16 protein-coding genes are annotated in these 19,257 nt (G+C 65.8%); 7 read left to right on the plus strand and 9 right to left on the minus strand.

What is annotated here, in order from left to right; genetic code table 11:
• Positions 1 to 41: 41 nt before the first annotated feature.
• Together ACFMRZ_RS09460 and ACFMRZ_RS09465 are read left to right on the plus strand one after the other, a co-directional pair.
• Positions 42 to 998, plus strand: a complete 957-nt coding sequence (locus ACFMRZ_RS09460) for an aldo/keto reductase (RefSeq protein WP_400178770.1) — start codon at positions 42 to 44, stop codon at positions 996 to 998.
• A gap of 14 nt (positions 999 to 1,012) precedes the next feature.
• Positions 1,013 to 1,321: a hypothetical protein gene (locus ACFMRZ_RS09465; RefSeq protein WP_400178771.1), complete on the plus strand. Its 309-nt coding sequence runs from the start codon at positions 1,013 to 1,015 to the stop codon at positions 1,319 to 1,321.
• 42 nt (positions 1,322 to 1,363) lie between these two features.
• On the opposite strand, the gene ACFMRZ_RS09470 is transcribed toward ACFMRZ_RS09465, so the two are convergent.
• Positions 1,364 to 2,998: a fatty acid desaturase gene (locus tag ACFMRZ_RS09470; protein ID WP_400178772.1), complete on the minus strand. Its 1,635-nt coding sequence runs from the start codon at positions 2,996 to 2,998 to the stop codon at positions 1,364 to 1,366.
• Between the two features lies 1 nt (position 2,999).
• Between ACFMRZ_RS09470 and ACFMRZ_RS09475 the strand changes: the two genes are divergently transcribed.
• Entirely contained in the window at positions 3,000 to 3,203 is a 204-nt protein-coding gene (locus ACFMRZ_RS09475) for a hypothetical protein (protein WP_400178773.1), read from the plus strand.
• A 151-nt stretch (positions 3,204 to 3,354) separates the two neighbouring features.
• Here the strand turns inward: ACFMRZ_RS09475 and ACFMRZ_RS09480 are convergent, their stop codons facing one another.
• Both ACFMRZ_RS09480 and ACFMRZ_RS09485 read right to left on the minus strand, forming a co-directional pair.
• Positions 3,355 to 4,596, minus strand: a complete 1,242-nt coding sequence (locus ACFMRZ_RS09480) for a PucR family transcriptional regulator (RefSeq protein WP_400178774.1) — start codon at positions 4,594 to 4,596, stop codon at positions 3,355 to 3,357.
• A 9-nt stretch (positions 4,597 to 4,605) separates the two neighbouring features.
• A complete protein-coding gene (locus ACFMRZ_RS09485) occupies positions 4,606 to 7,422 on the minus strand; it encodes an AAA family ATPase (RefSeq protein WP_400178775.1) in 2,817 nt (938 codons plus the stop codon).
• Positions 7,423 to 7,781: 359 nt separating this feature from the next.
• Between ACFMRZ_RS09485 and ACFMRZ_RS09490 the strand changes: the two genes are divergently transcribed.
• Positions 7,782 to 8,630, plus strand: a complete 849-nt coding sequence (locus tag ACFMRZ_RS09490) for a helix-turn-helix transcriptional regulator (protein ID WP_400178776.1) — start codon at positions 7,782 to 7,784, stop codon at positions 8,628 to 8,630.
• Here the strand turns inward: ACFMRZ_RS09490 and ACFMRZ_RS09495 are convergent.
• From ACFMRZ_RS09495 to ACFMRZ_RS09505, 3 genes are read right to left on the minus strand one after another with little or no spacing between them, the layout of a single operon-like run.
• Positions 8,569 to 9,660 (minus strand): threonine aldolase family protein, encoded by a 1,092-nt coding sequence (locus tag ACFMRZ_RS09495; RefSeq protein WP_400178778.1) that lies wholly within the window; start codon positions 9,658 to 9,660, stop codon positions 8,569 to 8,571. The genes ACFMRZ_RS09490 and ACFMRZ_RS09495 overlap by 62 nt on opposite strands.
• Complete coding sequence (locus ACFMRZ_RS09500) at positions 9,657 to 10,841, minus strand: PLP-dependent aminotransferase family protein (RefSeq protein WP_400178779.1); 1,185 nt, start codon at positions 10,839 to 10,841, stop codon at positions 9,657 to 9,659. The genes ACFMRZ_RS09495 and ACFMRZ_RS09500 overlap by 4 nt, the downstream gene beginning before the upstream one ends.
• 2 nt (positions 10,842 to 10,843) lie before the next feature.
• Positions 10,844 to 11,317, minus strand: a complete 474-nt coding sequence (locus ACFMRZ_RS09505) for a cupin domain-containing protein (RefSeq protein ID WP_400178780.1) — start codon at positions 11,315 to 11,317, stop codon at positions 10,844 to 10,846.
• A gap of 798 nt (positions 11,318 to 12,115) precedes the next feature.
• Between ACFMRZ_RS09505 and ACFMRZ_RS09510 the strand changes: the two genes are divergently transcribed.
• Both ACFMRZ_RS09510 and ACFMRZ_RS09515 read left to right on the plus strand, forming a co-directional pair.
• On the plus strand, positions 12,116 to 12,331 hold the full coding sequence (locus ACFMRZ_RS09510; protein ID WP_400178781.1) for a three-helix bundle dimerization domain-containing protein: 216 nt from the start codon (positions 12,116 to 12,118) through the stop codon (positions 12,329 to 12,331).
• A 415-nt stretch (positions 12,332 to 12,746) separates the two neighbouring features.
• Positions 12,747 to 14,891, plus strand: a complete 2,145-nt coding sequence (locus tag ACFMRZ_RS09515; protein ID WP_400178782.1) for a hypothetical protein — start codon at positions 12,747 to 12,749, stop codon at positions 14,889 to 14,891.
• 18 nt (positions 14,892 to 14,909) lie between these two features.
• Here the strand turns inward: ACFMRZ_RS09515 and ACFMRZ_RS09520 are convergent, their stop codons facing one another.
• The 3 genes from ACFMRZ_RS09520 to ACFMRZ_RS09530 form a co-directional block, all read right to left on the minus strand.
• Positions 14,910 to 15,086: a hypothetical protein gene (locus ACFMRZ_RS09520; RefSeq protein WP_280276403.1), complete on the minus strand. Its 177-nt coding sequence runs from the start codon at positions 15,084 to 15,086 to the stop codon at positions 14,910 to 14,912.
• Between the two features lie 94 nt (positions 15,087 to 15,180).
• Positions 15,181 to 17,943 carry an AAA family ATPase gene (locus ACFMRZ_RS09525; protein WP_400178783.1) on the minus strand — a complete coding sequence of 921 codons (2,763 nt, stop codon included), beginning with the start codon at positions 17,941 to 17,943 and terminating at the stop codon, positions 15,181 to 15,183.
• A gap of 114 nt (positions 17,944 to 18,057) precedes the next feature.
• Complete coding sequence (locus ACFMRZ_RS09530) at positions 18,058 to 18,438, minus strand: hypothetical protein (protein ID WP_400178784.1); 381 nt, start codon at positions 18,436 to 18,438, stop codon at positions 18,058 to 18,060.
• Positions 18,439 to 18,522: 84 nt separating this feature from the next.
• Here ACFMRZ_RS09530 and ACFMRZ_RS09535 point away from each other — a divergent pair, with 84 nt between their 5' ends.
• Positions 18,523 to 19,197, plus strand: coding sequence for a MerR family transcriptional regulator (locus ACFMRZ_RS09535; RefSeq protein ID WP_400178786.1), 675 nt, complete (start codon positions 18,523 to 18,525; stop codon positions 19,195 to 19,197).
• The last annotated feature ends 60 nt before the right edge of the window (positions 19,198 to 19,257 follow it).

Consider the following 19,257-nt stretch of genomic DNA (forward strand, 5'->3'; position numbering starts at 1 on the left):
GACACGATGGTGACAAGAAACTGAGACCGGAGGTAGGCGATATGACGAGCGAGACGCTGACGGCGCCGGCGGTGGCGCTGGGCACATGGGCCTGGGGAGACAGCGGCGAGGTGGGCGACGGGTATTTCGGCAGTCAGCTGACCCGGTCCGGCCTGCGAGAGGTCGTCGAGAAGGCCCAATCGAACGGGTTCACCCTATGGGACACCGCGGCGGTGTACGGCATGGGCCATTCGGAGACGGTCCTCGCTCGGGCGCTGAAAGGCTACGCGCGCAACGAGTTCCAGCTGTCGACGAAGTTCACCCCGCAGATCGCGGGCGACGGCGATGATCCGGTCGCGGACATGCTGGAACAAAGCCTCGACCGAATCGGCACCGACTATGTGGATCTGTATTGGATTCACAACCCCGCCGACGTGACCCGTTGGACGCCGCATCTGATATCGCTGCTGCACAGCGGCAGGATCAAGCATGTCGGCGTCTCGAACCACAACCTGAAGGAAATCGCTCTCGCCGATCAGATACTCGGCGAGGCCGGCTTCCGGGTGGAGGCAGTCCAGAACCACTACAGCCTCCTGTACCGGAGTTCCGAGCGCGCGGGCATTCTCGAGCACTGCCGCGCGCACGACGTGCGGTTCTTCTCCTACATGGTCCTCGAGCAAGGGGCGCTGACCGGCAGGTACAGTCCGGCCCATCCATTGCCGGAGGGCAGCAGCCGGGCGGCGGTGTACAACGGCATCCTGCCCCAACTGCAGGCGCTGACCGACAGGATGAGGGCGATCGGCGCGGACCGAGGCGCGTCCGCCGCAGACGTCGCCATCGCCTGGGCCATCGCCAAAGGGACCACGCCGATCATCGGGGTCACGAAGGCGAATTACATCGACGGGCTGATCCGAGCCCAGGGCATCCAACTCGCCGAGGAGGAGATCTCGGAGTTGGAGGCGCTGGCGGACGCCGCCGACGTCGACACGCGCGGCAGCTGGGAACACGACATGTACTGATACTTTGGGAAGCCATGTCCGAATCCAATGTCCCGGAGCATGTCCAGGACACCACCCCGCCCCGCCGGACCGCCGGGCGCGTCGCCGGCAGCATCGCCTTGATCCTTGTCGCGCTCGTCTTGTTGACCGCCGGGATCCAGGCGATTGTCGATCCGGCGGACGTCGTCGCCAGTTCCTCGAACTCCGCGCGCAGCCCGGACACCGACGCCGAGGCACAGTTCAGCGGCCTGCTGCTGTGCTTCTTCGGGATCACGGTGCTGGGCTTCGGCATTGCGCTGTTCAAGAAGCCCTCTTCGAACACTTCATCCGGCAGCAAGGGCTGACTCACACACCCACCATTCCTGTGTCGTTGGTGGACCATCGAGTCAGCTGTCGTAGGCGATCGCGACCGTTGGGGTGCTGGGGTGAGATTGGCAGGTCAGGATGAAACCGGCGTCGACCTCGGCTGCGGTGAGCGCGAGGTTCTGCTCCATCGATACCGCTCCCGTGATGATTCTGGCTTTGCATGTGCCACATGCGCCGCCGAGGCAGGCGTACGGCGCATTGATATCGTTTTTCAGCGCGGACTCGAGCACGGTCTCACCGGCGGCGAGGTCCACGGTGTGGCCCGCGCCGGCCAGGGTGATGGTCACTTCGGCGTCGGCGTAGTCGTCGACGTGTGTGGATTGTCGTGTGCCGCGGAACAATTCGAGATGTATCCGCTCGGCCGGCACTGCTTCGACCGCGAGCCCATCGCGCAACCGGTCGGCATATCGAGATTCGAGTTCATCGACTTCGGCGGCGAACATGGTCGACTCCGCGGTTCTGTTGCCATAGAAGAGGGTGAAGCGGCTCTCGGTCTCGATCTCCATCGTGGTGCGAACAATCGACAGAATGGGCGTGATCCCGCTGCCCGCCGCGACCGCGACATAATCGCGCCGGGCGAGTGGATCGAGCGGTGCGCCGAAGCTGCCCGTGGGCGTCATCAGCTCCAAGATGTCGCCCGCCCGCAGCGTGTCGACCGCGAAGTTCGAGAACAGCCCGCCCGCCACCCGCCGCACTCCGATCGCCAGTTCTCCCGAGGTGGCCGAGGTGCAGATCGAGTAGTTTCGCCGCACCTCCCGCCCACCGATGCGGTGTCGAACGGTCAGGTGCTGGCCCGCCCGGAACCGGAATCGGTCGCTCAGATGATCGGGAACGTCGAAGGTAACTTCGACGCTGTCCGGAGTCAGCGGCTCGACGCTTTTGACGGGGATCGGGTGGGTACCGATATAGCGGGCCGCAGAGGAACGTGGCATACGGGTCGCGAGCAGTGCAGCGAGTGTGCCGTTGAGGCGTTTCCATTCGCGGTATTGCGCAGCGTCGAGCTGCTGCCCGAAGACGGTGCTTATCGCCGAGTCGCGTTCGAGGTAGGCGGCCTCGTTGCGTCGCCAGGCCGCGACATAGCGGTAGAAGGGAATGGAGGGGTGCAGGTGGTGGACCAGGTGGTAGTTCTGCGACAACAGCAGAGGAGTCAGGATCCATTCGGAGCCGACACGGTTGCGGGTCGCGCGGTAGCGGTTCTCGCGTTGGGTGTCCTCCAAATCGTGGTGGGGTAGCCAGTCGAACCACCACGCGAGCACGAACATCGCCACCCGCCCGGGAATCAGGCAGACCACGGCGAGCGTCCACAGGTATCCGGTGCAGGCGGCCGCCACGATCACCGTCAGCGAGAAAGTCATCAACGCCGCCGTTTCCAAGACCTCGGCGCGCGGTCGCCGACGCACGTTACGCACCAGGAAACTGATATACGGCAGGTCCATGGCCGGGAAACGAACGGGCAACTGCCACCACGGCGCGGCGCTGACGAAGTGATCGGGATCGAACTCACCATCATTGGTATTGCGGTGGTGCTCGATATGAATGAACGCGAACGACTTGAATGAAATCAGCGGCGAGACAAAGAACATCGCCACCCGGCCGAAGGCGACGTTGACCCAGCGATGGGAGCTGATCGAGTAATGCGAGGCGTCGTGCAACACCGTGAACAGGACGAAGATTGCCGCGGAACTCGCCGCGATGGTGACGATCGCAGGCGCGGTGCCGGTGAGCGCGGCCCAGGTCGAGACGCCGAAGACCGCCAGCGCGCCTGCGCAGATGCCGACTATCGGCCACGACAGCGTGGGAATTCGCTCACCCGGATCAGGCAAGGCATGCTGCGGGGCCGATGCTGGAGATGGGGAGTGATGAGTCGTCGTCGACATCGGACTGCTCTTTCGCGCTGCAGGATGAGATACCCACAAACTACGAGCGGCCGGGACCGGTCAACAAGGCGTTCCCAGCCCTCTTAGATGTGCTGCGAGCACATCTCCGTGCGCTCAGCCTCCGGTCGACGCGGCTATGACCCGCGCAGAACCGAGGCCCCCAGCACGTCGCACACAAGTAGGGCGGCGTGCAGCTCGACAGTCTTGACGGTGGCGGGCCGGCCCCTGCGTTCTTCGGCACGACGCACCCTCTGCAGGACCGTGTTCCGGTGGATTCCCAAGGCGCGCGCCGCGGTCGCCAGACTCCCTTGCGCATCGAGCACGGCCAGGAGTGCGGCGCGCTCGCCGCGCTCTTTCGCGTCGTCGCGCGCCAGTGCGCCGAGCTGAGCGGCGACGAAGGCCCGCGCCGCATCCAGGTCGCGGGAAATGGCATCCACCAACGCGACATCGCCGAACTCGGTGATCGTCGGCGCCGCGCGACCGGACAGTTCGATGACGCGGCGAGTGCGGACAGCTTCGAGGTGGGAGATGCGAAATCCCGCGGCCCCCGGATGGGGCGAGCCCACCGCGACGTGAACGTTTCTGCTGTCACCGCGGAACTCCGACGCCATCTCCGTGAGCGAAGTCCGCGGCTCCACCGTGACCGATGCCCATCCCCACACCGCGAGTGGACCGTCCGCCACGACGAGCGAGTAGGCCGCCCCGAGGAACCGTCCCACCTGCCCGGCGCATCCCTCGAGGTCGACGCCCCGGTCGTCGGTCCAGCACACGAAGCCGATCTGGCGACCAGTGAGCCGATGACCGAGCACACGTTCGGCCCGCGCGATATCGACACCTTCCCCCGCCAACAGCGCGCGCACGACATCGGCCCGCTCGGCCCTCGCCTGGTTCTGACGCCGCTCGAGCTCGGCTACGTACTCGGCGGCCACAAGACTGGAGATGCGGTCGATGTATCTGAACCCGAACCGCTCGAGATCGACAAACGTCCGCAACGCGACAGCGGGATCAGCGATCGAATCGGTCAGCGATTCGGAAAGCTTTTCGGTGAAGAATTCATGACCCAACCGGTAGAACCGCAGCATCACATCCACGCTGTGCCCCCGTGACGCCATTGCCCGAGCGTGCTCGAGCGCCGTCACCGGCGCCTCCACAGCCGCTATATCGATCCCATGACGAACCATCGAAAGCACCGCTTCGAGGTTCGACGAGCACGATCCCAAGGTCAGGCCGCGCAGCTCCGCATCCCCACCGATCTCCGGTATCCGCTCGACCAAATACTCCAGCATGTCGTCAGCGAGGCCGGACACATTCACCAGCAAAGACGCCGCGATGCCCCGTTCGACCTCCCCGCCACGAGCCGGGTCCAGCGCCTCCATACCTGCACATTAACCTGGCTGAGGAAGCCCCGGCGGCCCCCGCATATCGCCTCCATTTTCGGTCAGCACGAGCCGGGTGAGTTCGGCGCGAGATCCGACGCCGGTCTTCCGGAAGATCTTCCGCAGATGGTGATCGACCGTGCGAGGGCTCAGAAACAGCTGCGCCGCGATATCCCGGTTGGTACTCCCCTGCGAGACGGCGGTGGCAATTCGTGACTCCTGCGGAGTGAGCGCCGAAAGGCGTCCGGCAACGCGGAAGTGCACGGTTTCCCCCATGGCACACAATTCGTCTCGGGCGCGCTCCGCCCAGACCTCCGCGCCCAGGCCGTGAAACGCTTCCAGTGCCGCCCACAGCGGCGCGCGGGCCTGCGACCGGCGGCGTCTACGCCGCAGATGTCTCCCGAACAACAACAGTGTTCTGGCCGTCTCCAGCGGCTGGTCTCCACGTTCGTGCAGTTCCACAGCCTGAAGGAACTCGGTCGTCGCGTCATCGGGAGGGCTGAGCAGGGCGCGGCACCGGCCGACCAGGGCATTCGACTCCTGCGCATCGATCGCCTTCGCCCAGCGGCTGAACAGCGCCAGCGGCTCGGCGGCCAGGGCGGGCCGATCCAGTTGCACCGCCGCCTCCACCAGATCGGGCACATTCACCATGGCCGAAACACAGGAGGAACCGTCGAAGAGAGGTCCGAAATGCACCAGCGCCTGCTCCGGCCTGCCGGCGGCCAGGTCGAGCAGGCCCAGGGCCCGCCGGGCGGCGATGACAGCATCCATCGCGCCTTGACCGAGTGCATCGGCGATCAGCTCGCGCGCCGATAACCGGGCCTGCTGCTCTCGGCCGCGCAGCGCCGCGAGGACGACAAGGCAACCACGAAAGCCGAGAATCGCGTTGCGCTGTCCGGTGGCCTCGGCCACCTGAAGGCCTTCCTCGGCGAGTGCCTCCGCGGAGTCGAAATGCCCGCTCGCCGACTCGTTGTCGGCCGCCTGTCGCAACGCCGATACCAGGTAGACCGGCGTGCCGAGGCGTCGTGCGTGCCGAATCGCCAACCGGCTCAGGCGCCGCGAACGCGCACGATCACCCAGCTCCCACACCGCCCCGGTCGCCCAGGACAACAGACCGGGATCGGTCGATCGTTCGACCGCCGCCAAATCACCAGGATGCAATCCGGCATCTTTGCCCTCCCGGACTCGACAACAGCCACGCACCATCCGGCCGAGGAGATCGGCTTCGCCGGAACCGGCAAACGACAGCCGCTCCGCCACTTCGGACAACTCGTCCCATACGACCGCCGCAGGCACCGCGGAACTCGCCTCCCACAGCAGCATCAACAGTGGAACCGAGTGCTGCACAGGAGCTTTCACCGCCGTGTCGAGAACAGCGCGTATCATCGCGACGGCATCAGCCGGTCGGCCGAGCCGCAGTTCCATCGCCGCGCGCAACCATGTCACCTGAATGCGCATCGTCCCGTCGAGAGGATCGGCGATGTCGACGCACGCCAGCGCCGACTGCGCCCGGTCGAAGTCTCCGACGCGCCACCACGCGGTCGCCGATTCGAACAGTCGCCGTGGCCGGGCCGCCCGGAGTTCGCCGAGATCCACCGCGCGGGCCAGCAGCACCGCAGCGGTAGCGGAACTCGAACAGGCGGCGAGGGGAGCCGCTCGCTCGAATTCCTCGGCGGCAGCCTCGTCCCGTTCGTCTGCGGCCTGCCCCAGATGCCACGCGCGACGCACGGCATCGCGACCGCCGGCATCCGCGAGAGCTCGATGCGCACGCTTCCGAGCCGACGACGCGGCACCGTAGTAGACGGCCGAGCGAACGAGCGGGTGGCGGAAAGCCACCGTCGAGCCGTCCGTCACAACCAGATCGTCGAGCGCCACGAGCAAGTCCCGTGCCGGTCGGAGATTCGGCTCGAACAGGGTTGCCGCGCAAGATAATACGTCCCAGCGGCATCTTCCTTCCGCGGCAATCAACAGCAACAGCTGCCGCAGCGGTTCGCGGTGGTGTCGAACTCGGCGAAAGAATGCCTGTCGCAACCTTTCTGCGATCGGCAGTGGGTTCGGCGGCAGACCCGCGTGTGGCATCGCCGCCGGAAGTCCCCGGATCGCCAGCGGGTTTCCTCCCGCGGCCGCCACAATCCGGTTCTGTTGCGCCGAGGTCAACCACTGGCCGACATGGTCCACGAGCAGTTCCCGCGCCGATCGTCGGTCCAACCCGGTCAGCCGCACCTCCACGTCGGCGCTGCTGACGGCTCGACGGCCTTCCTCCGGACACAGGGCGAACACGACGGCGACGGGCGCGGCCCCCACACGGCGTGCCACGAATTCGAGAACCTCGATCGAGGCGCTGTCGGCCCAGTGCGCGTCATCCACCAGACAGAGCAGCGGCTGCTCACTCGCCATTCTCGACAGCAGTGCCAGTGTCGCCGAACCGACCGAGGCCGAGTCCGAGGCCGGACCGTCCCACAGTCCGAATACGGCGCGTAGCGCCTCTGACTGCGGCTCGTGCAGGAGGTGTAGTCCGGGCAGCAGTAGCTGGTGGAGCGTCGCGAATGCCATATCGGCTTCGGATTCGGCACAGTGCACCCGAAGTACCCGCATGTCCGTCGCATTGTCCGCGGCGACGGAGAGCAGCGCGCTCTTGCCGATTCCCGGTTCTCCCGAGACCACCGCCGCCCCGCCCTCGCCCGCCCGGGCACGGTCGATCAAGGCCGCCAACGCCGCACGCTCCCGGTCGCGGCCGTACAGTGTGCCGGAAGACGAACCGGCGGTTTTCGGCGTAGGTCGTGATCGGTAGTTCGACGAAGGGCTATTCCGGCGCTCGGGATTCATACTCGAGCCAATACTCGCGGAACGCCAGCCGGTGGAACAAGTCAGTAACTTATGCTGGTAGTAAAAACACCAGGATAAGTTACCCACAGGTTAATGATGCCTATGGTTACGTATAAATTATGATGCCGGCGACGATCCCGTTGTCCAGTGGCCGAATCAGTAAGATCACTAGTCTTCTTCGCTCCAGGTTCCGCACCGAAGTCTGCGACGTTTCGGGCAAACTCCGAGGAGAAAGGCGGTTGCATTCCCTCCGTCGATCACACCGGCGCGGTCTCAGGCGACCGGCGCGGCCCGACCTCGGCTTACGTAGGCGTTACCCTGCTCAGGTAATCGATGTATTGCCGAGCGGAGAGGTGCGGTTGAAGGCCACGGAAGACGACGGTCTCGCCAGACGTCGGGAGATTCGCCGATTTCTCATGGCGCGTCGTGGTGCGATTTCACCCGAAGAGGTGGGACTGCCGGGAGGGCAGCGCCGACGCACTGCCGGGTTGCGGCGCGAAGAATTAGCCGCGCTGGCCGGAGTCGGAGTTACCTGGTACACATGGCTCGAACAAGGACGTGATATTCGGGTGTCGCCGGGAACTTTGCGACGGATCGCCAAGGCGCTGCGTCTCACACCGAGCGACACGGCTTATCTTTTCTCCCTCGCCGACTTGCCGACGAGCGTGGAGACCGGAACATCGGGTGTCGCCGACCGGACCATACGCGAAACCGTGAGCGGCTTTCGGGCCGGCCCCGCGATCCTCGTCGATCCCTCGTGGGATGTCGAGGCATACAACTATCTGGCAGAAATCGTATTCGAATTCGACGCCTACGAGGGCCGGTTTGCCCGGAACCACATATGGCGCTTCTTCATGGATCCCGTTCGCCGTAGCAAATATCCCGATTGGGACGATTTGGCTCCGGTGTGGCCGGCGGTCCTGAGGGTCGCGCATGTCAAACTTATGGGCGATCCATATTTCGAAAGCCTCTTGGATGCGCTGCTGACTTCGAGCCCCGAGTTCCGGACATTCTGGGAACGTCACGACACCGTCGAACCGGCCGCAACTCCTGGAGTACGAATGAAATTGCCGAATTACGCGACACTGGAGTTCGATTCGGTGCGATTTCGGCCGGTCGACGCACCCCTGCACCTTCTCCATGTGCTCAACCCTGCGGACGACCATACGGCCGAGGTGATGCGAACGATGAGCCGTTCTCCACAATGAGCCGCTTCCATGCGGCGAGCACGAAGTCGATCTGTGCGGTGGTGACGTCGCGGTGGGTGAGCATGCGCACACGGCCTGGCACCGAGGTCGCCAGTATTCCGTGGGATTCGAGGCGTGCCACCCACTGCCGCGGCGTCCAACCGGTACCGGAAACCTCGGCGAACACGATATTCGTCGGAACCTCCGACGGATCGACCGCGCCGGGCAGCATCTCGGCGATACCCGCCGCCAACCGCTGGGCGTTCTCGTGATCGGAAATCAATCTGTCGTGGCCCTCGTCCAGCGCGACGAGCCCGGCGGCCGCGACCGATCCCGCCTGCCGCCAAGCCGCCCCGAACAGGATCTTCAGCCTGCGGACCTCGCGAATGAATTCGGCGTCTCCGGCGAGAATCGAACCGATCGGGGCACCCATGCCTTTGGAAAGGCTGAGCATCAACGCATCGGAATGTGCGGCGTACTCCGCCACCGTCGCGCCGGTCGCCGCGCACGCGTTGAACAGGCGAGCGCCATCGAGGTAGAGCGGAACGCGATGAGCGGCGGCCACCGAGGCGAGTTCGGCCACCGAGTCCACCGGCATGGGCCAGCCACCGCCGAGTTGGTGTGTGTTCTCGAGAACTACCAGGTCGACATGCCCCACGTCGTAGGGATCCGGCGCCAGCGACCGGTCGAGATCCTCCGGGGCGAGCTGCCCGTGACTGCGGGCCTGGACCCGCCGGAAGGCGATACCGGAAAGCGCCGCGGACGAATGCGATTCCATACCGCAGACGTGGGACCGCGCCTCGCAGACGACGAAATGCCCCGATCGGACGAAGGCGTGCATGGCAATCTGATTACACAAGGTCCCAGTGGGCAGGAAGGCCGCCGCCGGCTTGCCGGTGAGTTCGGCGACCCGATCCTGTAACCGGTTCACTGTCGGGTCGTCCCCGTACCAATCGTCTCCGACGTCGGCGCGGGCCATCGCCCGGCGCATGGCGTCGGTCGGTCTGGTCACGGTGTCCGATCGAAGGTCGATGATCTCGTCCACGATCATCCGCGCTCCTCGAACACCGTCATCAACTGCTTGATTCCACGGTCGATATCACGGTCGGCCACGTTGGCGAAGCTCAAACGGATCGTGTGGCGATGGCGGTGGCCGTCCTCGGCATAGAACACGCTGCCGGGAAGATAGGCGACGCCTTGTTCGAGCGTGGAATCCACGGCGGTATCCGCGTCGAATTCCGGCGGCCCCTCCAGCCAGAGAAACATGCCACCGTCCGGCTTCTGCCAGCGGAACTCGGGCGAGAAATGACGATCGAGCGCGGCGACGAGCGTATCGAGCCGTGCCGAGTAGGTGCCGATGATTCGCCGGAGATGCGCTTCGGCGTACCCGCTCTCGAGAAACTCCGTCGCCACGGCCTGACAGAGTGTCGAGGTCTGCATATCGATGTTCTGTTTGAGCGCCAGCGTGCCGTCCGACAGCCGCTCCGGGATCACGACGATCCCGATCCGCACGGCCGGCGCGAAGGTCTTCGACAACGAGGTGAGGTAGACGACGTTCTCCGGCGCGTACGACCACAGTGCGGGAACCGGATCACCGTGGTATCGCAGGTCGGCGTACACGTCGTCTTCGATCACCAGGGCGCCGCGGCGGAGAACGATCTCCGCGATCTGCTGCCGGCGCACGGCCGGCACGGTGCGACCGGTCGGATTCTGAAAGGTCGGCAAGGTATAGAGGAAGGCGACCTCGGGCGACAGCGCCTCCGCGAGCGCTTCGGGCACAATGCCGAACTCATCGCACGCTACCTCGCGCACGGTCGCGCCGTGGCTTCGGAAGCTCTTGACGGCGGGCCCGTAGGTCGGCGATTCCACCAAGACGACATCACCTTCGTCGAGCAGTGCCATGCAGAGGTTGTGCAGGGCGCCCGACCCGCCCGTTGCGATATGGATTGCTCTGCCGGAGCAGGAAATACCGCGTTTCCGGAGGAGTTCTCGGGCATGCCCGAGCAGCGGGCCGAATCCCTGTGTCATACCGTATTGGAGGATCGCGGGCCCGAACTTCGCGGCGGCTCTCCGCACGAGTTCGGGCATCAGGTCGACCGGCAGCAAGTCCGTATCCGGAGACCCGACCGCGAAGGAGACAACGTCGGGCTGACGGGCCAGCACGGCGAAGATCTCGTCGATCGGTCCACTCCGGGCCGCGGCCGCGGCCCGGCTGTATCTCCGATGTGCCATTCCTACACCGCCGCGAAACGGGAGTGACGGAGCTCAGCAGCCATCGCCTGCGCACGGATATCATATTCCGGCGACAGCACGACGTCGTCATCGAATTCCGGATCCGTCCTCATCTCCACGGCGATCAGCGTATGCGTCGCGCTGAGGTTCACGGCGACGTGGACCACGCCTTCCGGGATGTACATGAATTCACCGGGGCCGTGGAAGTACGGAACCAGGTCAGGTCCGATCAATGTTGCCGCATGACCCTCGGTGCATACGACAATGATTTCCGAACGCGCATGATAATGCGCCTTGGACGATTTTCCCGGCGGCATGTTCACCAGCCCAGCGGAGATATTGGTCGTGCCACACCGGCTGTGCGTGATACACGGGGTGAGAATCTGTCCCTGGCGCCCGATCACGGCCGCGGAATCGAAGGGACGCGCCACGAGAGCGGATTTCGGATGCGCACATTCCATTTCGGAATTCCTCATCTAACTCTGAATGAATCTGCCCGGACCCGTAATCCGACTCGAGCAACCGATCAGTCGGTATCCGGCGTGCTCAGTGTGCGCCGCTGAGCCTCACCGCGGTATCAGTGGAACCGCCGGTCTTCGCCTACCCGCGGCCGCGGCCCCCCGAAACGCAACGCCACCCAGCGATCCCAGTGGTCGGCCCAGCTATGCGAAAAATTCCCGGTAGATTCTGCCGCTCGGTCCGGCGCCACCACCCTGCGCCTCGTCCGAGTCCGTCGGTTCGTCCGCCGCGTTCCCGCGCCCACCGTCCAGCCCCTCTCCCGCGGGGTCGGGCCGATCGCCCTCTGTCATAGGTTCGGGGTCGGACGGGTTACCGTCTGCCGGCACGCGGCCTCCGTCGGCACCTCCCGAACCGGCCGACGGAACCGGACTGGCAGCGGGATCCGCTGAACCAGCGGGGTAATCGGTGGTGAGAGTCGACGGTCGCCACCCTGTCGGCGGCACCGGACACCTGTGTGCCGAAACCTTGTAGCGCGGCGGCGAGATCGTGCAGCGCGGTGATCGCCGACCTCCTGGAACGCCGCACCCCGCGCCCGCAGTGGCTCCGGATCGACCCACATCACCCCGCTCACGTCCACATTGTCGAAGGTCCTGCCGCCCACGCGCACCGCGCGAATCGCCAGTCTTCGGCCGGGAGGAAGCGCCGGATGGGCGAAATCACCAGTATCGGACCCGGTCTTGCACAATTTAATGGTCCGTCGCCCACCGGGCCGCTAGACAGCGGTATAGTGCTTCCATCCCGGCACGAGGACGGCCATGCGGAACGACGAACACGCAAAGATCAATTTCGTTGTCACACGACTCGCCGCGAGTCATCCCGAAACGCCTTTCGAGACCGTAGCAGCAACTGTGACACGAATTCATGATCGTTTATCGAAGGCAGCAGTACGCGACTACCTTCCCGCACTGGTAGAGCATTGCGCGGAACGTGAGCTTTCCGGCATACCACCCAGGCGACTACGGTCACGTTAGCTATTTTTCGCCATCCGACCCATGGCGAACCGCTCGGTACGGCTGAATCGACGACGATAATTCCAGCCGGTACTTTCTGCCATCCATCGATGTTTGAGCAAACCATGATCACAGTTTGAGCGCTTTCGAGCGAGCAAGGTTCGATAAGGTGATGAGATCGACACTCCGGTTCTCACGGAGTCGAACGGAATCAGAGCGCGCACCAAAGGCACGCAAAATCGGCGGCATCAGTTTCTCGGTCTCGTTGACGAGTCGGCGGGCTGTCAAGGTCTATATCGTCTTCATCGCCCTGTTCGTATTCCCGGGAATCGTCGGGGCGGTTGCCACCGCTCAGTCCGGGGCGTCCGCGAACCAGGAACTTGCATGGATGGATGTGCGCGATTCTTCGGGCGTCTCCCTGTCGAATTATTCGATCGTGACCGATTACAGCCTTTTCAATCCGGGCAAAACGGTTGTGTCAGCCCTGCTCGAGCTGGAGTTCGTGGGCTATATGGCGATCGTGACCTCCGCGATCTGGATGATCGGCTTCGTTCTCGGGCTCGGCTGGTTGAGCACGGTGGGCGTGGCGCTGCAGGGCGTGGCCGAAGGGATGACAGGCCAGGTCGCGACGACGGCCGCGCTGTTCACCGGGGTCACCATGGGCGCCCTCGTCGTGGGGATCTTCCTCATCCGTGGCCTTTTCGCGAAAGCGAAGGTGCAGGTGGTGACGATGTTCATCGTCGCGGTGCTGGGCCCGGTGTTCCTCGCGGATCCGCTGGGCGAGGTGCTGTCGGCCGACGGGTTCTTCGCGCAGGCCCGCGATGTGGGGATCGCGGTCGCCGCCGGGGTGAACGGCAACAGCAACCCGGATCCCGACCAGGTGGTGGCGACGATGCAGGAGACGCTCGCCGACAATTTCGCGCGTAGACCGGTGCAGGTGTGGAACTTCGGGCACGTCATCGACGAGCGGCCGGCCTGCAGCGTCGGGTGGACCGCGGGACTGCGGTCGGGCAGCGGCGACAGAGTCCTGGAGGCCATGCGCGCGTGCGGTGACCAGGAGGCCTACGTGCACGCGAAGAACCCCGGAATGGGCCAGGTCGGAGCGGGACTGATCCTGCTGGTTTCCGCGGTCGTCCTGCTCGGGTTCTCGGTGTATCTGGCCGGGAAGGTCTTCAGCTCGACGATGCGCACCATTTATCACCTATTCCGCGCCATCTTCGGATTCGCGTTCGGTGGTTTCGTCTACGGCCCGACCCAGATCGCCCTGATTCGTGACGTGACCGACGCACTGATCGGTGCGGTGCGAATGTTCGCCTATATCGTGTTCGTCGGCATCTACACGTTGTTCATCGGCAATCTTTTCCGGCAGGCGCCGGGACAGGTCACCTCGGTGATGTTCATAGCGGCCGTCGTCATGGTCGTCGCGATCTTCCAATTGGCACGGCTGAGCAAGGGCATGGATCGCGGTCACGACTGGATGTCGCAGCGATTGGCAGGGGCCGCACTCGGGGATAAGCCCGGCGGCGGCATGACCGGCGCCGTCATGGGAATGGGGACCACACGCGCGAACGGATCACTCACGACCGGCCTGCTGGCCGGGCTCGGCGCGTTCAGCACGATAAGCAATTCACCGGCCACCGAATGGCTGGCCGGACGGACACGCTCACCGCTGCGACCATTCGCGAGGACCGAACGAAAAGCGCAACTCGCCAGCTGGGACGTGTGGAACAGTCCAGGCTTCGGCGGTACACAGGGCTGGTATCGCCAGTCCTACCTCAACCGCCAGCAGTTCGCCGAAGCCGCACGCGAGGGCGCGACACAATATGGCGGCCTCAACACCATCAAAGGCGTGGCCGCGGCGCTGCAAGGCGTCCAAGACCGCGGCGGGACACTCGCCGACGCCCAGGGCGCACTGCTGGGAGCCGGTTTCACCGACCAGAGGCTCATCCGATACGGCGTGCGTTCCTGGGGCATCGTCGACGCCAACGCCGAGGACGAAACACTGGCTGACAAACACCTCGGTCACGTCGTCGCGGCAATGCAGCGCGCACAGCATTCGGCCAACCTGGTCGCACGCGGACGGGGCGACGCGACCGAAACAGCCGCCGACCTGGCAACACTGCAAGCGTCGACCTTCCGATATCGCCGAGCCAATCCCGGCGGGGTCACGCTGGACGGCGGCACACCTGGCGGCCCGCAGCGAGCATGGGTCGATGACTACATGACCAATCCAGCACAACGCAAAATCCAAGCGTTGCAGGCATTGGCCAGCGGAGATCCAGCACCGACCGGATCGGGTCTCGGCGGGATCGACCAGAACGGCGCCGCCCGGATGTTGACCTGGATCGGCAACGACCACGCGATGCGGGTCCAGCAGCACGTCGACCGACTGCTGGCAGACCCGACCGACCCACAGCGCATACGCGATGCCCGAGCCGCGATCGTCGCCGCCACAGACACCGACCAATGGGCCTCGGGAGTGCATCGCACCCCGTGGAACTCCCTCGCACCGCCGGGATCGAACCCGCCTCCCCGCGACTGGCGGGACCGAATGCGACCCGTGGCCGACATACTGCGGTGACACCAGCGAGAGCGCGTTTCACAAGCGGTCCGGAGCGTACGACGACGCCATCGATGCCCAGAATTCGAAATCGTCGTCGCCGGGCTCGTACGTCAGACGCCCCGCGTTGAGATCTCCGTCGGGGCCGACGACGGTGAAGTAGACAGCTATGCTGCCGTCGCTCAGACGGCGCACGACCGGCGATTTTCTGGCCATGGCAAACCTCGGTGCTTTTCCTGGTCACTCCAGGACATGAATCCGCAAGCTCATGGGCCCCTTTTTCGACCCTGTGTTCGCAGCGTAGCGACAACTACGCATACTTCGGATCGGCAGGATCGCCGGTAAATTGAGCCGAGCGCGGCGCGGCTCGCTCGGTGAGGGCCGCGCGGATGAGTTCGCCGCGCGATCGCATTTTCAGCTTGTCGAAAATCTTGCGGAGGTGGTAGTCGACGGTCCGGGCGCTGAGGAACATCTGCGCCGCGATCTCACGATTGGTGAGACCGGCGGCGACGGCTTCGACGATGCGTATTTCCTGTGGCGTCAACTTGTCGGTCAGGATCAATTCCGGGGCGGACTCCACCATCTCCCCCGCCGCGCGCAGTTCCCGGCGAGCACGCTCGGCCCACGCGGTGGCGCCGAGCGATCGGAAGGTCTCGAACGCGGCCCGCAAGGGCGGGCGGGCCTCGGCCTTGCGCCGACGACGACGCAGGTACTCGCCGAACAACAGCTGGGTTCGGGCGAATTCCATTGGCTGATCACCGTATTCGTGCAGCGCGAGCGCGCGACGGAAGTCGTCCGCGGCGGAATCGGGCGCGGCGAGCAGTGCCTGGCACCGCGCCGCCAAGGCGCCCAGTTCGGGGGAATTCGCCGAGGCGGTCCGGCGAACGAGCGGTTCGAGCGCACGGACGGCCAGCTCGGTCTTGCCCGCTTGCACGGCTGCCTCGATCAAATCCGGCGTCTGCACCAGCAGCATCCCCGGATGATCGAAGTCGCCGGGAGGCTGGAGATTCGCCAAGGCCGCATCGGCTCGACCGGCGGCCAGATCGAGCAGACCGAGCGCCCGTCTGGCGGTGAGAATGATATCCACGAGGCGACGCGGCACCGCCTCGGCCAGGACCTCGTAGGCGAGGTCACGCGCCCGCTGCTCTTGTCCCCGCAGCGCCGCCGCCAAGGCCAGGGCGCTGCGATGCCAGCAGCTTGCGTTGGACTGCCCGATCTCCTCGGCGAGCCGATACCCCTCCTCCGCCGAGGCCTCCGCCGAACGAAATCTCCCACCGGCGATGTCGTCGCTCACCACCCGTTCCAAGGCCCAGACCACGAGCCCCGCCGCGCCGACGCGCCGCGCGTTCCGCACGGCCGCCCGATTCAGCTGCCGGCCCAGCTCCCGGTCGCCGAGGCCCCACAGAATTCCGCTCGCCCAGCACAGCAGGGCGGGATCGGTAAGTCCCGCCACAATTTCCTTGTCCGCGGGCGCTAGGCCGTCGGGCTTTCCCGCACGCACCCGGAACGCGCCGCGGAACAGTCTGAGCAGCGCGTCGTGGCTATCGGTCCCCGTGAGCGGGAGTTGTTCCGCGATCTCCACGATCTCCGACGACGCCGTGGGCATATTCGCGTGGTAGCCGGCCTCGCCGAACAGCATCAGCAGTGGAATGGCCTGTCGCGGTTCGGTTTCCAGCACCGCCGGGATCAGCGGGCGGAGCATGGCGACCGCATCCGCGGGCATGCCGGTGTGCAACTCCATCGACGCGCGCAACCACGTCACATCCCGGTGCATCGACTCGCCGAGCCGGCCCTCCCGGTCGATCAGTTCGAGCATCCGGCCGGCACGGTCGAGGTCCCCGGCGTTCCACCAGGCCGCGGCCGATCGGTAGAACCGCCGCGAACGCCGCGGTCCGTCCGTGCTCAACTCGCCCGCCCGCGCGAACAACGCCGCGGAGGTGGCCGAACTGACCCGGGCGGTTCCGTCGGCGGCTCGATCGAGTTGCTCGGCGATTTCCTCGTCCGGTCCGTCCACCGACTGCCCCAGATGCCAAGCGCGGCGCTCGATCTCGTCGGCGGCAGTGCCCGTCGCCGCGGCCAGCGCCCGGTGCGCGTCCCGGCGATCCGAGGCGGTGGCGCCGTGGTAGACGGCCGAGCAGATCAGCGGGTGGCGGAACGCGATGGTCGCCGCGTCCGTCTCGACGACGAATTCGTCCAGCGCATCGAGTTCTCCTGCCGCCGAACCGAATTCGTCGGCGGCACGGGCCAACACCGCCCGCCGGAGCTGCCCGGCGGTCGCGATCAGCAGCAGCAGCCGCTGCCGGGGCCGGGTGAGCTGCTCCACCCGCGCCCGGAACGCCGCCCGCAACCGGTCGGCGAGGAGTAGTGGCGTGGACGGCGGCACACCGTCGCGGATGACCTCGGCCGGAAGCTCGATGATCGCCAGCGGATTGCCCGCGGTCGCGTCCAGGACCACATCCCGCTCGGCCGACGACAGTCGCGAACCGGTCCGCTCGAGCAGCAGCCGACCGGCCGCTTCGCGGTCCAGTGCGCGCAATGGCAGGTCGAGTGCGCCCGGTACCACGAGCGGCGGACGTTCGTCCGTTCTCGAAGCCAGCACCAGCACAATCGGTTCCGTGTCGAGCCGTCTCGCGACGAACTCCAGCACACCCATCGAGGGCTGGTCGGTCCAATGGACATCGTCGACCGAACACAGCACGGGCCGATCTCCGGCCAGATCCGACAGCAGCGACAGCGTCGCCAGTCCGACCAGGAACGGGTCGGGCACCGAGCCTGCCGCGAGCCCGAAGACGACGCGCAGCGCGGCCGCGAGCGGCTCCGGCAATCGATCGACCTCGCCCAAAACCGGTAGCAGCAGCTGATGCAGTGTGGCGTAACCGAATTCGGACTCCTGCGGCACGCTCGTCGCGCGCAGCACCCGCACTCCGGCGGCTTCGGAGGCGAGACTGTCCAGCAGCACGGTCTTCCCGATTCCGGGCTCGCCGTGCACGATGACGGCCGCGCCCTGCCCGGCGCGGGCTTGCTCCAGCAGGGCCGCCACCGCCGCCAGTTCCTTCTCGCGACCAACCAGCACGGGTGCCAGACTAGCCTCGATCAGAGTTGGGAACGGGTCGCCACCTGCGGGAACTTCGTCCAACCGGGCACGTCGTCCTGGCATCGGAGGTCGTTTCGCCGACATCTTGCGGGCCTATCCACGAGGCGCGGAGAGCCGGTTTCCGCCCGCCCGCACCCACGCGGTGACGAAGGCGACCACGAACGCCAGGTGCACGACGAGGAAGAGCTTGGCGAGATCGCGCGCCTCACCGGTGGCGACGCCCCACACGTCGTTGGCGGCGACCACGCCGAAGCCGACGAGATTCGCCAGTATGACCGTGTTCCGGATCGACGCCGGTGCGGCCTTGCGCGCCATCCAGTTCAGTACGGCGATGCCCAGCATCGGCCCGCCCAACAGCCGGAGCAATGCGATCAATTGCGGCGACGCGTCCTCGGGCACGGCGTCGACGCCGAACTGCACCGGCACGAGAATCAGCGAAAGTCCAATGGCGCCAAGGTAGATCGCGGCAAGCACGAGAAGTGGTTTGTACATGTGAATCCGTGTCCCGTTCCCTAGCGGATAGCTTGTCTATCCATAATGGGAAGCTACACTATCCGCATGGTGGAGTCCAGAGTCGCCTCGGGCATGCGGATGGCAGAACTGAGCCGGGAGTCCGGGATGGCGGTCGCGACGATCAAGTACTACCAACGCGAAGGTCTGCTTCCCCCTGGAGAATTGACCAGCCCCAACCAGGCCCGCTACGGCGCCGCACACGTCCGGCGCCTCAAACTGGTCCGTGCGCTGATGGAGATCGGGGGGCTGTCGGTCGCCGACGTGCGCGAGGTCCTCGCCGCCGTCGACGAGCCCCAGACTTCCACCCACGACATCCTCGGATTGGCCCAGCACGGTCTGCCCGCGCCGCGGGTGCGGGTCGACGACGCGGACCGGGCATGGGCGATGCGCCTGATCGAACCCGTACTGGCCGAACGTGATTGGCGGCCGCCGCCGCAGTCAGCGCTGATCGAGGATCTGGTCGGGGTGCTCTGCACCTTCCGGGAGGTCGGGCACGAATGGGTGCTCGACGCGTTGTCGTGCTACGCGGAATCCGCCGATCGCGTCGCCGCCGCCGACATCCGCGGGGTCGCACGCCTGGGTTCGGTCGATGCCGTGGTCGAAGGCGCGGTCGTCGGAACCGTCCTCGGCGATGCCCTGCTGGCCGTCCTGCGGCGTGTGGCCCACGCGGAGATATCTCGCAAGCGGTTCGGTTCCCGGCAGGACCGGTCCGAGCAGTGACGAACCCGGCGGAAAGGGGTCCATGTCGCGGATGGTGCGGAAGGTGTCGGTTCCGACACT

Source organism: Nocardia sp. N2S4-5 (assembly GCF_044628355.1).
Lineage (GTDB): Bacteria > Actinomycetota > Actinomycetes > Mycobacteriales > Mycobacteriaceae > Nocardia > Nocardia wallacei_B.

Excerpts from the sequence above, each read along its gene's own strand:
- ACFMRZ_RS09495 (WP_400178778.1), bottom strand. The coding sequence starts at position 9,660 with ATGATCGTGGACGAGATCATCGACCTTCGATCGGACACCGTGACCAGA.
- ACFMRZ_RS09480 (WP_400178774.1), bottom strand. The coding sequence starts at position 4,596 with ATGGAGGCGCTGGACCCGGCTCGTGGCGGGGAGGTCGAACGGGGCATC.
- ACFMRZ_RS09465 (WP_400178771.1), top strand. The coding sequence starts at position 1,013 with ATGTCCGAATCCAATGTCCCGGAGCATGTCCAGGACACCACCCCGCCC.
- ACFMRZ_RS09535 (WP_400178786.1), top strand. The coding sequence starts at position 18,523 with ATGGTGGAGTCCAGAGTCGCCTCGGGCATGCGGATGGCAGAACTGAGC.
- ACFMRZ_RS09500 (WP_400178779.1), bottom strand. The coding sequence starts at position 10,841 with ATGGCACATCGGAGATACAGCCGGGCCGCGGCCGCGGCCCGGAGTGGA.
- ACFMRZ_RS09460 (WP_400178770.1), top strand. The coding sequence starts at position 42 with ATGACGAGCGAGACGCTGACGGCGCCGGCGGTGGCGCTGGGCACATGG.
- ACFMRZ_RS09485 (WP_400178775.1), bottom strand. The coding sequence starts at position 7,422 with ATGAATCCCGAGCGCCGGAATAGCCCTTCGTCGAACTACCGATCACGA.
- ACFMRZ_RS09510 (WP_400178781.1), top strand. The coding sequence starts at position 12,116 with ATGCGGAACGACGAACACGCAAAGATCAATTTCGTTGTCACACGACTC.
- ACFMRZ_RS09505 (WP_400178780.1), bottom strand. The coding sequence starts at position 11,317 with ATGAGGAATTCCGAAATGGAATGTGCGCATCCGAAATCCGCTCTCGTG.
- ACFMRZ_RS09520 (WP_280276403.1), bottom strand. The coding sequence starts at position 15,086 with ATGGCCAGAAAATCGCCGGTCGTGCGCCGTCTGAGCGACGGCAGCATA.